This window comes from Klebsiella sp. WOUb02, from assembly GCF_050058015.1.
Taxonomy (GTDB): Bacteria; Pseudomonadota; Gammaproteobacteria; order Enterobacterales; family Enterobacteriaceae; genus Klebsiella.
In genome coordinates, this window is sequence record NZ_CP170110.1 from 3647917 (window position 1) to 3660179 (window position 12263).

The following is a 12263-nucleotide window of genomic DNA, read 5'->3' on the forward strand; positions in this document are numbered from 1 at the left end:
CATTTCTGGCGACCTGCAGCACTGTTAATTTTGACGGTACTCGATACTCACGCCACCCGCGCCCAGCACATCAACAGGATGTGAGATTCAACAACGCTGAGAGCGGCACCGCTACCCAGATTGTCTGTTTTACCGCTGAAGGTGTGCTCTTGCTCCGGGATAATCACCTCGTGGTCATGATCGTCCACTTCGTCGGTTTCGCCCAGGTTGGCGGGGTTAAATTGCTGGCTAATGTCGCCGCCAATCTCCCACGGGTTTTCCCGGCTGGGAACTCCACCATGCTTGTGTCTGCCGGCAGGTTCCGTTCTCAGGGTTTGTTCCGGGTGGTTGCTGATTTCGCCACTAACGTTAATCTGCACTGCCGGGAGGTTGACTCCCTGAATGGTGACGGTATCACTACCGCCAGTCGTGCCAATATCTGAACCGTTAGCGTTGCCGACACGGATGGTCTTTTTCTCCCCGGTATACGCCCACTCAGTCCACGGATAGCGCTCATTGGGATCAACGTTCTGCGCGTAGAATTTCACTGTACCAACGGGGTTATCCAGCTCCCATGCTGAGCGGATGGCTGCGGCAATAGCCAGCTTTACGGCCAGAGGAGTCGCCGCCTTCTCCTGATCGTCGCTATCAATCTTATTGCTCAGCTGGGTAAATCCCTTTTCATCCAGCGTTGCATCGGGGTGGTTTCGTGACGCCGCATGCTCGCTCAGTTGCTCGTCGGCATAGTCTTTGGCGTTGTTACCAGCATTAATCACATCCTCTACGGTTGCCAGAACGATCCCCGGATCCACAATGAGTTCAACCACCTCGGTACTGCTTACTGCCAGCCAGATGCGGAGGATGGTAAAGCGCCCCGAGCCTTCCGCCAGTGCGGGTTTATAGGTTTCCGGGACATTGGCAACCGCCATGCACTCGCCGGCATCATCAAATAATGCCGCCTCCCGGATAGTAAATCCGCCCACCTCCGGGGGAATAATCATCTCGGCGATAATAATACTGTCGCTATCGGACAATTTCAGGCTGTTCAGCTGGGTGCGAAAAAGCTCATTCACTAATGAGGCTTGCTCTTCATCGGGGGTTGTTGCGCTACCGCCGCCATCACCGACAGACATTTGAGAGAAAACGACCTTATCCCCGTTAACGATTGCAGTAGCTATTTTCTCCCTGCCGGCGGTCGTAATTAGCGATTTAAAAATTTTGCTCATCTTGATTGATTCCGTATTGTGTGACGGTTATCAGTTGGATCGATACTCTACGTAGCTGCACTCGCTATCGGGTTTTGAAGGGTCGCAGGTATGTATTTATAGATCGCCTTCAGTTCTACCTCTATCACATCCGTGGTTAATGCAACCCCGTCGTTACTGGCTGGATTCCTGATCTTCCTTTGCTGCCTTATTCTCTTCCTTCCTGATGAGCACCAGCGCCAGCTTTGCTTCGGCGAGCTGGTTATCGTTTGCTGATTTATCCCGTGACAGGATTTGCATATGAGCATTAAGCAACGCGTCGCGGGTGGTATACAGCTCTATTTCCAGCTCAACTTCGCGCTTGCTCTTTTTCAGTAATTCTTCTTTATTCGCCATTTTTATTCACCGTAGAATTGAGTCAGGAACGCCTCGGCCTCGGCAATGAGGTTATCTTCATCTTCAAAATTAAACTGCTCAACCCGTTCGAGATAAACCCCGCTGTCGATATCGAATTTAATCGTGTGAACGGCGTTGGCGATATTATTCGCGGGGTCGATTATATTTGAACCAATAACATCAATGCTCAGCACAACATCAAGTTCGGAAACGTAAGGGGCACCAAATCCCATATACGCAGTGTGTCGTTCTATTTTCTTTGAAACGGTAATTGTCATATAAACCTCTTATGCGGTGTATTTAGCCAGGATGTACCAGTATGTGCCGTCAGTCTCTAATACCACTGCGCCCTTTGCCGGTAGGCTGAATGAGCCAGCGCCAAATTCAAACGGGCCGGTCAGTGCCAGGGCGTACGTGGCGCTCAAATTTTTAACTGTAAGTTTTTTGTTTTTCATGCGTGTCGGCATAATAATGGCGTCACCAGTTGCCGAGGGGGTCGCAAACGTTACCCCGGCAAAACCGGACACGGTCGCCCCGATAGCTGTTGTAGTTGAATACTCCTTAGGGGTCTGCCACGAGCCGGTTTCGTCCATGCCGGTGATGAAGTTGTTACTGTTATCAAGGACTCTCAGCGCATAGCTTTGAATATTTTTCGCAGTAAAACCGTATTGGGCGCCCCAGGAGTGAAAGCTCTGTGTGGAGTTAACATCATAAAATCCAAAAGACGTGTTTCCGCTGGCCGGGGTGTTAGCAAATCCATAGCCGCCAGTGCCGTCAACATGGTTAGCCATATTACGAAAGGCGAATATCAGATTGCCCCTCGTCAGCGCCCCGGCATTCATGTTATACGTGCCGTTGCTTATCAAATCCAATATGGTACCGTTGCCTGCGGCGGAGGCTTTGTTATTTCGGCCATTGATTTCACCGACGGTGAACGTGTTGGCGTCGGAAGACTCATTAAGCGAAGCAATAACGTTAAGGCCCCAGCTTTTATTATTTGGAACCAGTTTCATGGCTGAGCCGTCAGCAGGCGTGCCTGTTACATTGGTGCTCCCAACCTTGTACCAGGCATCCTCGATATAAATTGTTTTATCAATTACTCCCAGAACAAATGAAGACCACGTCGCCGAACCTTCCGTGACGTTAATAATCTGCTTAACCCTGATTTTAGAAATGGTCTCTGCCGTTAGGTCAGAGCAGGTGACAGAGTCAGCGGTGAACGTGGTATTTGAACTGCCTAACAGGAGCGGCTGGGCGACGTGGTGAACGTAGAGCGACGCCGCCCCGCGCTCCGGGTTGAGCGCCAGCGCCGCTGAATTTGCAAACCCGGCAATGCTCGACTGCGGCTCGGTATCGCCAGGGTCCATCATGTTCCGGATGGCAGTGACCGTCGCCCGGTCATATGGCCCATCACAGAACTTGAACGCCTTAAACCCCATGCCGGGCAGCATATACTGATCATAACCGAGATAGGGAATACGCAGAGAGGTAGCGCGGGCCCTGGCTTCGGCTTCAATATCCAGCGGGTTAACTGCATCTCTGTCCCCGCCTAAATCCATCAGCGACATCGACTCAGCGTTTTTCGCCTGTTGAGTCCTCGCGACCGCTCCTCCAAATGTCTGTTTAAAGGCCAGGAGCCATGAACCCATACCCTCTTCGCCTGAACCCAGGTTTTGGCGAATTACAGCATCCGACGTATACGCCCAGCATCCGGCACCAATTCCGCCCGTCCCTTGCGGCGTGCTGCCAGCCAGAACCGTTTTCGGAAATTCCCCTGTCCACACCAGGCGATAACTGTCGAACAGGATTTCTTCACGCGGCGATTCCAGGGTCGCGCCCTCGGCGAACGTCTTTACCGCACTGACTTTTTCGGCGATCGATTCATCTGCTGTGTCGGCCTGGTCTTTAAGATACCGCGTACGGTTTGCCAGGCTTTTCAGTGGGCGGTTTGCTGGGCCATCCAGTCCCCCGGCGACGCGCTCGCTCCGGGAGATCAGCTCAATCTCTTCTTCCCACGATGAGGACTCTGGAAGTCTGGTCATACTCTTACCCGTAATTAAAATTGCCATCGTGAAAAATCACGCCGTTGTAAGTAATGTTCTCTTCCGGTTCAAAATCCTCCGGATAGATGCTGATAATGTCGCCGCCACATAATGTGGATCCGGCCCAGATATCCCCCGTCAGCTTAACGGCGATATTGAGCCGGGCGGCATGCCTGCTGACCGGTTTTGCGTCGTCAATCAGGCGATTCAGTTCTGCCAAGGTCTTTTGTGTCAGCCCGACCTCATTGATATCGACTTCAAGGCGGAATGTTCCCGGTTCGTCGCCGACGTCAAACCACTCCGCGAACGTCGCTGAAAACCCCATGTCCTCAATGACGCGCCGCACCGCGCCACGCGTACCCTTGCGCCGGTGCAGCCAGTACGATCGCTGTATGGCGGCAATTTTTCTCTCTGCCGGCCACCCTTTATCCCACCTGTCAACTGACAACGCCCAGGCCAGATACGGCAGCAAATCAACGGGGCAAGCGGTCGGCGTCCACAGTGTGCGAAGTGCAACTGTGATCGCCGACAGCCTGGCTGTGCCGGCTTCGGTGTAGCGAAGCCAGTCCCCGGAGGACGGCGGCAGCAGAGAATTACTCATCGGTGCCGCCGTTTTCCACTTCGTAGCCGGTATTTCGTGCCACCTGCGTGTTATCGATCTGCAAATCGCTTTCCGGTGAATTGATCACCACGCGTTGCACCCCCTGGACATGCAACGCTGCCGAAATGGCGGAGCGCACCACATCACGGCCGATTTTTTTATCGGCATTCGCGAGAAAGGTCTGCAGCGAGGCCAGTGCGGCGTTAATGATGGGCTCCGACTCCGGGCCCGGATACAGGTACAGGGTGGCATCAATCGCATATTCAATAATCTCGGCGCCCTGCACCGTCACGCGATCGCCCAGCGGGCGTGTATCTTCATCGTTAACCGCCGCCTGAACCGTCGAAATCAGTTCGGCCGATGGCGTCCCGTCGCCGTCACTGGAGAGGATAGCGATCACCACCTCTGCCGGTGACGGGCTGGTTGCGCGTACGGCAGCAACCTTGCCGCTGGCACTACGGGCGAAATACTCATAGGCAGTCTGACGGCCCGGCAACGCTCATCCCTTCAAATGCGGCCTGTGCGCGCAGGCGCAGTGCCTCGTCGCTTTCTGTCACGGCGTCGGTGGTGTCCGTCGCTTCGGTGATAACCAGGCGTTCCGTGTCCAGATTGGCAGCAATATTATCCAGGTCATCGCCAGTCGCGTGACTGAGCATGCAGGCTGCTGCACCCTCATTGATGCGCTGGCGCAACAACAGCTCACGGTACGCCACTGCCTGAGCAATAATATTCAGCGGCTCCGACTCCAGCTCTATCGCTGCCGCGACAGGCTGTCTGCTGATCATCCGGGAATGCAGCCACCATCACCGCTTTTACCTCAATGAGGATGGCCTCGAAGTCCAGCTCTTCGATAATGGTCGGTGATGGCAGCTGTGACAGGTCAATTGTTGGCATTGGCATCCCCCTTTAACGTCACCGCACGGGTGCTCTTTTCCATCGATTCGGTCAGCATGCCGGACATCTCAGCAGTTACCGCGCCACTGGCGGAATACGTCACATTGATGGTGTCCAGCACGATCCGCGGCTCCCACGCCGCCAGCGCTATCACCGCCGCACTCATCAGTTGCAGGCGGGTGACGTCGTTTTTCGGGCTGTCGATAAGGTCAGGGCACAGTGAGCCGTAGTTACGGCGCATCAGGCGACTACCAACCGGCGTCAGCAGAATGTCGTTAACTGACTGCCACACGTGATCCTCGTCGGTCAGGGTGCCGGTGCCTGCGGCATTCATACCGCGATAGCGCTCTGTCATTTTGTGCCCACCGTCCAGTCGCCACCGCGCTCAACCTCGCCGTGACTGTGATCATCCACCTGCACACCGTTAGAGGTGAACGCCCCGCCGGTGTGGGTGATATCGCCGTGCATCTCACCGCCTTCGGTGACGTTAAGATTTTTGGTCGTCAGCAGGTTGGTGCACTCCACCTCCGGCGTGTCCAGCGTGATTTTGACTGACACCTCAACCACGGCGGATTTAATGCCCCTCACCTGCAACGCCCCCGCCTCCGCGTCATAGCGGAACGTCGCACCATCCGGTGCCGTTACCACCATCTCGTTACGCGATGCGCCCGGTGCCGGGTTGTCGGCGCTGTACAGGCTCCCACCGATAAACGCGACGTCGGTATTGCCGCCCAGGCACAGGAACCAGACCTGCTCGCCGACGGACGGCGGCACCCAAACTTTAAACGCACCGGCCCGCTGCGCCGTCCAGCGCAGCCAGGTGGTTTCGAGCTCGCCGCTTTGCACGCGAACGCGCCATTTTCCCTCGTCGATCTCCGTCACCGTGCCGGTGCGGGCGATGTTCTCAAGCAGGCGAAGCAGCCCGGCAATCTCCATCAGCGCCCCTCCAGTGAGTTAATCACGTGGCGGAAAATAGCCGTGCGGTCGGCTTTGCTCAGGCCCAGTAGCTCGCGGCGCGGGTAGTCCGCCATTGCACCGCTGTCATTAATCCGATCACGTAGCCCTTCCTGATGTGCTCTCGCGATACGCGCAGCAACGCCGGAATAGCCCACTTCAACGCCATCGACCGTAGCGCGTGACTTCAGGAAGCGCGCGGTTCTCAGGCGCCGGAACATCGGCTCGGCCGTAGTGGTATTGCGGCGCGTTTCACTCAGGTTGATATCGAGATAACGCTCAATATCCTCGCGATAGAATGACCGCTGCGCCCCGCGCTCCACGTCAAAACCGCTCACCATGCGCCCCCGCCTACTGCGGGTTGTACGCCAGTTGCGCAGGTTTCTTTCCTGCCCCTGCCATATGAATTTGATTCCTGCGCGCGCACGCAGCACCTTGCGGCGGCGGCCTTCATATTTCGTGCCGTCCGGGTCTTCCTGCTTGCCGATGCGCCGGCTCTGACTCTGGCGCAACATCGTAGCCATCCCCCTGGCCATGCGCAGGCGGCCTTGTACGGACGCCCCTTCCAGAATGGCCGCAAACACCTCATCAAGCTGATGAAACGACGGATCATTGCTCATGCCAGTGCGCCTCCGGACTCGGGATTAAAGACCATCTCCCACTCTCCGCCATTGAAACGGGGTCGGGACTCGGCGAGATGCTCCGCCTTCGGCGTGCCGAATGCGTCGTTTGTCACTATGACGCGCTCCCAGACAGGCACCTTAAACAGAATGTCGGCGACATCGTCGTTGACGATCTCGGCGTCAAACTCCACCTTGCGGTTATTGTCGGGATTCAGCAGCAAGTCAGGCTGTTGCTGCCATACCCACGCCAGCAGCGGCAGCATGAGATCGTCCACCTGGCCGGGAAAATCCATCGCCAGCACCTGAATGGTGTAGTGGTACATGAACGACGCTTCGCCGGTCGCCTCAATCTGGATATGACCTTTTTCCACCCAGACCGTGATTTGTTCCGGGTTGGCTTTGCACCAGGTATTACCGGCGGTCAGCGCAGCACGCAGTAGTTCGGCTTTTTTCACTTTATCCCCCTGGCAATACGCCGCAGTTCCAGCTCACGGATCCCCGCCTTATCGGCGTTGCAGGTATCCAGCGCATCAAGTAATGAGTCCGTCCAGACGGCAAGCCCGCCCCACGTCATCGGCCTGGCCGGTGGTGGCGGAACATCAGTTTTTGCCGTCAGGCTTTCGGGCAAGGGCTCCTGAATAATCTGCGGCGCTGACTTCTTCGGCTCGCTGGTACAGGCTGTCAGCGCCAACAGCAGGCACAGGAGCAACGGCGCAGCCGTTACCGGCCAGTGCGGTTTTGATGTTTTCACGTCGGTGTTCTCCCGTTGCGGTGCGCTGCTGGTTTAGTTGCTTCAGCCCGGCCTCAACCTGATTGACGTCCCGGCGTAGCGCCCTGACCTCGGTCAGCACATCGCCGGTCTGTTTCAGCTGTCCCTTGGTGCTGGTCAGCGATTGCTCTGCCTGTTCGCGCTTATGGCTTTGCCACGCAAGACCGCTGACGGCGGCAATCAGCAGGACAAACATCACGATGGCAAGAATGGCGGCCGCTTTCATTTCGCCCCCTTCAGCGCCGGGTCAGATAAGCACCAGGCTTTGAACTCTTCCCGGCGGTTGACCAGCCCCTGCAGGCGCTTGCCACCGGAGTTCACAAAGTCCGTCAGTCGTTCGCAGACGCCCCGCCAGTTTCCCGCCTGCGCATGGCGCCAGAGGGTGGTTCTGACTTTCTGGCCTTTGGCGTTGGTGTACCAGCCCAGCCCGGTACAGCCGACGTTAAAGGTGCCGTCGGTCATGCTCTCGAAGACCTTCTGCGGTGCGGCGGCACCATTAAACTCGCGGTTCGTGCACTTTTCGGCGCGCATCAAATCGTTAACCCAGCGCTCGGCGATCTCGCCCTCGGCGTATTCGCGGTTCTCCACCTTTGAGGTGGAGCCGATACCCACCGTCAGCACGCCTGCCGGGCAGTAATACGGGGTCTTGCGACAGTCCTCGTACTTCGCCATCTTCTGCTGTGCTTCCGGGCTGGTTCGCAGCGCCTGTGGCCAGAGCGTCGCCGCCAGCGAGATGATCGCGGCGGTTGAGCAGGCAATAATGCGTTTTTTCATCGCGGCGCCTCCCGGATGGTTCGGATCAGCTCTTTAACGTCCTGGCGGTTCTCGGTGTCGTCGCGGATGGCGTCGATCAGTTCGTTCAGCAGCGTGTTATTGGTCTCCTGAATGCGCGCCATCCGGCGGCGGTGCATCTCGCCCAACACAGCGGCGGCGATACCAATCAGGATGCCGGCGGCGGTGAGCCAGTCCTTTTGCGTCATGACGCCAACGCCCGTCAGAAACGTTGACCAGGAGTACGTCACGCCATTCCAGATGCGATTGATTAAGTCCATAGCTGCACGGTCTCCTGTGTCGCCGTGGTGCTGATTTCCGGCAGCTCTACCACCTGGCCTGCGTCGAGAAAGATCTGACCGGCCAGCGCTTTGTTAGCAGCGAGGACGATCTCAGTCACGCCCTGCGTGGAGCCGTAGTGCCGCTGGCATAACAGGTCTACCGTGTCGCCCTGCAACGCTTTGACTTTCATCAGAATGCCTCCGCAGTATTGCGCACGGTGCCGCGAATATCGGAGATCGCCCAGCGTGCATCGCGCCACATATCATCGGCCTGCGAGGTCAGCGCCGCGGCGCGTTTTTCGCCCGCATCGCCCGAGGTATCCACGTCCCGGTTCGTGCCGAGGATGTGCGCACGGGCAATACTGAATACCGCCCGGCGGAAACGGTGGACCTTCACGCTTTCGCCGTTCACCTCGACCGCCGGGACGTCGGCCAGTCGGATGTAACCCGCTGACAGCTGAACGGCCTGCCAGTCAACCAGTTGATCGAGGGTGTGGGATACCCCCTCAATAACGGCTTGCTTCAGGCGCGAGGTGGTCACCGCACCATTGATGCGCATCTCCATGCGCACATCGCTCAGGGCGATTTCCGGCCAGAACGTCCCGGCGGTGACTTTCTCGCCACCGTCGTCAGTGTCCGGCACATCCTCCGAGGAGGGGGTAACAGTGCGACCGGCTACAAGGCTCATCGCGTCGTCTCCTGAATAGGTGGCGGTGAGCGGACGGAGAAAAGAAAACGCAATGCGTTGCAGATCTCCGCCCGCGCCGCCAGCGCACGGGGCGCAAGTCGGTTATTTTTTGACAGCAGGCGTTTTTTTCGTGGTTGTTTTGCGCGCTGCCGTCTTACGAGTTGTGCTTTTGCGGGTGGTTTTGGTCGCTGTGGCGCTGGCCGCTACCGCCGGATCTGACGTTGCTGCAGCTTCGCCTGCGCCGTCCGCTGCGGTATCTCCGCCGGTATCGCCAGTACCTTCAGCGCTATCGCCTCCATCGGTACCATCAGCATCACCGCCCTCACCTGCGCCCGCGTCTGCTGCGGCTTTTTTCACCGCGCGGGCAAGGCGTTCAATCTCTTTTTTCACCCCGGCGCCCGCATCCAGAGTCAGCGCCTGGCGCAACAGTGCCAGCGCGGCGGTCTGTTCTTCGGTTGTGCCGTTTCGCAGCGCAAAAGCGCGTGCTTTGCAGAGTTTGGCGCGAACCACGTCGGGCATATCGCTGCCGGCGGTGAACTCTGCAACCTCATCGAGCACCGCCAGATATGGCGTGACGTCGGTGGTATCGTCTGCCTTGACCTGCACCAGGATCGGATCGCAAATCTCATCGACAAGAACGGTTGCGGCGGTACGGTTGAAGCGGTCTGGCATCAGCAGGCCATGTGTAACGACATAGCGGCCAATACGGGCGGCCAGCGCGTAATCGCCGGCATCGATCGCCCAAACCATCAGGGTGACGATTACCTCGTCCTGTCGGCCGCTGTCGCCGTCGAGAGTGCCCTCGATCCAGCCCTCATAATTCGGCAGCAGCTGGCGTTTCATCGCTGCTTTCGCCTGGTCAGACTGCACCCGCTTTAATGCACTCTGATCCATGCGCAGCCGGTGCATGATTTGCTCGTGCGCCGTCCGTGCGGTATCTGACTGCTGGTCGGTTTTGCCATGACGCTCGGCCATGACCGTCTGAAAATGTTTTTGTGCCGGTGTCAGCATTATCTCTTCCCCGAATAACGGCGGGCCGTAGCCCGCCTGGTGCACGGTTACTCGCCGCCTTCTGCCGCTTCGGCAAAGGTGATGCCGTCGATAAAGGCCACTGCGCCGTAGTCTTCAACGATGAAGTCATCGTTCGAGGACTGGTACGTTGCCACGCGGTTGTATTCCGGCTCCTCTTTGATCGTCCGGCGCAGACCACCCCGCTGGTAGTAAATCGAGAGGTTTTTAAACGGCGTGATGAGAATGGCGTTACCTGGCATGTAAGGCGCAATAAAGGTCGGCATGTTGCCGACGCGTTCCTGCGCAACAATCAGCTGACCGGCCAGCATTTCGGTGTTCGGGTTGGTCTGACTCATGGCGTTGATGGTCGGGAAATTGCTGGTTGTCAGCAGATCGCCGGACAAAATCACCACGTTGTCAGGGTTGCGCTTATGCCATTCATCCATGAGGCTGTTTTTGGCGTCATAGACCGCAGCCGCTACGTTACCGTAGGTGCCCTCGGCGACAATGGCGTTGTTCTGGTTGCGCGAGGTGATCGTCACGCCGGTAATGCGACGGTGCGCCGCTTCGTTGCGGATTTTTTGCAGCCAGCCAATACCACAATCCTGCAACAGCGGATTCGCTGCGCGGTCTGATGGGTCGGCGTAACTGGTACCGTTAAAGCCGATCATGATGCGGTCGAGCGACATCTGACGGGCCATCGCAGAGCTAATCAGCGGCTGGAAGTTCGGCTGATGCGCCCACGCATCCATTTGCGCATAGCTGACGGCGTAGTCGTAGTTGGTTTTGCGGCACAGATAGTTGTACGGATCCATCTGGTCGTTAGCGCCAGGATTACGACGGTTGGTGGTGCTGTTGTTGACGCCCGCCAGCGGGCCTTTGCTGCCGATCAGGATTTTCTGGCCGATCTGCTCTTCAACGCCAAAGACGTTGATCAGTTTCAGGAAAGCATCATCCTGCTGCGCGGCCGCTTCAAGGCGCTGCTGCACGGTCGGATCAACGCTGAATTGCGCCGCAACGGCGGCAGCGCTGACGCCGTTCAGCTGTGCCTGGCGGGCAACGTAGCTGTCAAACAGCTTACGGGTAGGATTTCTCATGTCGGGATCTCTCGTTATGGATATCAGTAATCAGCGAGCTGCGCGTTCGCGCCGCCGTTCGCTGGCTGGCGCTGGCTGAAATTGCCGTCCGTCCCTTCAAGCTGCTGGCGCAGCGCGGCAAGGTCGGTGGTCAGCTTCTGGATGGCGGCTTTGTCCTGCTGGCGCTCCAGTTCAGCGGCGTTGAACTGGTCAATTTGTTCAGATTGTGATTGCGCCACGGCTTCAACGACCTGATGCATCTGGCTGAAGCGCTGATCATCAGTTTTCTGGCCTTTGCTGATAATGCCCATCACGCGGCTATACCACTTCGCGCCCTCGTCGCTGCGCTGAGCGGTCAGCTCAATGACCTCGGCTTCAATGGCTTCGGTGAACATCGGCGGTTCTGCCTGCTGGTTGTTGAAGGCCATCACCGATGCGCGGTGCTGCGCGGCAAACTTCAGGCGTTCGGTGCCGAGACTTGCCGGCGTATCGGTCATCGCCAGCCCCACGACATAGGCCTTGCCGTTAAGGGCAAATTGCGGGTGCAGCTCAATGCTGGAGTAGACCTTCTCCCCCTTATTGGTCATCTGCACCATGCGATCAGACGGTTCAATTTCCGCATACAGCGCCGTGCGCCCGGCCAGCGGCCCTTCGGTAATGTCCTCGGTGCTGAGTGCTGCCACATCGCCCATCGCGCCAAAGTCGCTGCCGGGATACATGGAGAGATAGTGCTCAATGTTGACGCGTGCGCCGTACACTTCCTGGCTGTAGTTCGCCGCTGCATCACGGAGGTGTTGCGGCTGAATTTCGCGGCCATCAACGGTATTACCGGAGACGGCAACGCGGAATTTCTTACGGGGTTTGGTTGTGCCTGCCATGTTCGTTTACTCGCTCGGTTTCTGAGTTCCCGGTGATGATGGCAGGCGGTGACGCACGCGCTCAACGCGTTGTTGTTGTGAGGGAGCTACCACAA

Annotated in this window: 18 protein-coding genes and 1 pseudogene; all 19 read right to left on the bottom strand. The window is 57.5% G+C overall.

The annotated features are described in order from the left end of the window. Window positions 1-47: 47 nt before the first annotated feature. Window positions 48-1205, bottom strand: a complete 1158-nt coding sequence (locus ABOC21_RS24640; RefSeq protein WP_426813602.1) for a phage tail protein — start codon at window positions 1203-1205, stop codon at window positions 48-50. A gap of 153 nt (window positions 1206-1358) precedes the next feature. Further along, a complete protein-coding gene (locus ABOC21_RS24645; protein WP_426813603.1) occupies window positions 1359-1580 on the bottom strand; it encodes a hypothetical protein in 222 nt (73 codons plus the stop codon). Window positions 1581-1582: 2 nt separating this feature from the next. Next, window positions 1583-1858, bottom strand: a complete 276-nt coding sequence (locus ABOC21_RS24650) for a hypothetical protein (RefSeq protein ID WP_426813604.1) — start codon at window positions 1856-1858, stop codon at window positions 1583-1585. 9 nt (window positions 1859-1867) lie between these two features. Further along, window positions 1868-3649, bottom strand: coding sequence for a hypothetical protein (locus tag ABOC21_RS24655; protein ID WP_426813605.1), 1782 nt, complete (start codon window positions 3647-3649; stop codon window positions 1868-1870). Next, window positions 3627-4223: a phage tail protein I gene (locus ABOC21_RS24660; protein WP_426813606.1), complete on the bottom strand. Its 597-nt coding sequence runs from the start codon at window positions 4221-4223 to the stop codon at window positions 3627-3629. Before ABOC21_RS24660 ends, ABOC21_RS24655 begins: the two co-directional genes overlap by 23 nt. After that, window positions 4216-5117 (bottom strand): annotated as a pseudogene (locus ABOC21_RS24665) (baseplate assembly protein). Before ABOC21_RS24665 ends, ABOC21_RS24660 begins: the two are co-directional and overlap by 8 nt. Next, window positions 5104-5472, bottom strand: coding sequence for a GPW/gp25 family protein (locus ABOC21_RS24670; RefSeq protein ID WP_148379620.1), 369 nt, complete (start codon window positions 5470-5472; stop codon window positions 5104-5106). The pseudogene ABOC21_RS24665 and the gene ABOC21_RS24670 overlap by 14 nt, the downstream one beginning before the upstream one ends. Then, entirely contained in the window at window positions 5469-6053 is a 585-nt protein-coding gene (locus ABOC21_RS24675) for a phage baseplate assembly protein V (protein ID WP_426813607.1), read from the bottom strand. Before ABOC21_RS24675 ends, ABOC21_RS24670 begins: the two co-directional genes overlap by 4 nt. Then, on the bottom strand, window positions 6053-6691 hold the full coding sequence (locus ABOC21_RS24680; RefSeq protein WP_426813608.1) for a phage virion morphogenesis protein: 639 nt from the start codon (window positions 6689-6691) through the stop codon (window positions 6053-6055). Before ABOC21_RS24680 ends, ABOC21_RS24675 begins: the two co-directional genes overlap by 1 nt. Continuing rightward, window positions 6688-7149: a phage tail protein gene (locus ABOC21_RS24685; RefSeq protein WP_426813609.1), complete on the bottom strand. Its 462-nt coding sequence runs from the start codon at window positions 7147-7149 to the stop codon at window positions 6688-6690. The genes ABOC21_RS24680 and ABOC21_RS24685 overlap by 4 nt, the downstream gene beginning before the upstream one ends. After that, entirely contained in the window at window positions 7146-7403 is a 258-nt protein-coding gene (gene lysC / locus ABOC21_RS24690; protein WP_418287116.1) for an Rz1-like lysis system protein LysC, read from the bottom strand. Before lysC ends, ABOC21_RS24685 begins: the two co-directional genes overlap by 4 nt. Then, window positions 7294-7689 carry a DUF2570 domain-containing protein gene (locus ABOC21_RS24695; RefSeq protein WP_426813610.1) on the bottom strand — a complete coding sequence of 132 codons (396 nt, stop codon included), beginning with the start codon at window positions 7687-7689 and terminating at the stop codon, window positions 7294-7296. Before ABOC21_RS24695 ends, lysC begins: the two co-directional genes overlap by 110 nt. Continuing rightward, entirely contained in the window at window positions 7686-8237 is a 552-nt protein-coding gene (locus ABOC21_RS24700) for a lysozyme (RefSeq protein ID WP_187227999.1), read from the bottom strand. The genes ABOC21_RS24695 and ABOC21_RS24700 overlap by 4 nt, the downstream gene beginning before the upstream one ends. Then, a complete protein-coding gene (locus tag ABOC21_RS24705) occupies window positions 8234-8515 on the bottom strand; it encodes a hypothetical protein (RefSeq protein WP_426813611.1) in 282 nt (93 codons plus the stop codon). The genes ABOC21_RS24700 and ABOC21_RS24705 overlap by 4 nt, the downstream gene beginning before the upstream one ends. Continuing rightward, window positions 8506-8706, bottom strand: a complete 201-nt coding sequence (locus tag ABOC21_RS24710; RefSeq protein WP_117251306.1) for a tail protein X — start codon at window positions 8704-8706, stop codon at window positions 8506-8508. Before ABOC21_RS24710 ends, ABOC21_RS24705 begins: the two co-directional genes overlap by 10 nt. After that, window positions 8706-9203 (bottom strand): head completion/stabilization protein, encoded by a 498-nt coding sequence (locus ABOC21_RS24715; protein WP_426813612.1) that lies wholly within the window; start codon window positions 9201-9203, stop codon window positions 8706-8708. The genes ABOC21_RS24710 and ABOC21_RS24715 overlap by 1 nt, the downstream gene beginning before the upstream one ends. A 102-nt stretch (window positions 9204-9305) precedes the next feature. Next, window positions 9306-10214, bottom strand: a complete 909-nt coding sequence (gene gpM / locus ABOC21_RS24720) for a phage terminase small subunit (protein ID WP_426813613.1) — start codon at window positions 10212-10214, stop codon at window positions 9306-9308. A gap of 47 nt (window positions 10215-10261) precedes the next feature. Further along, window positions 10262-11311 (bottom strand): phage major capsid protein, P2 family, encoded by a 1050-nt coding sequence (locus ABOC21_RS24725; protein ID WP_426813614.1) that lies wholly within the window; start codon window positions 11309-11311, stop codon window positions 10262-10264. Window positions 11312-11334: 23 nt separating this feature from the next. After that, complete coding sequence (locus ABOC21_RS24730; RefSeq protein ID WP_426813615.1) at window positions 11335-12168, bottom strand: GPO family capsid scaffolding protein; 834 nt, start codon at window positions 12166-12168, stop codon at window positions 11335-11337. Window positions 12169-12263: the final 95 nt, after the last annotated feature.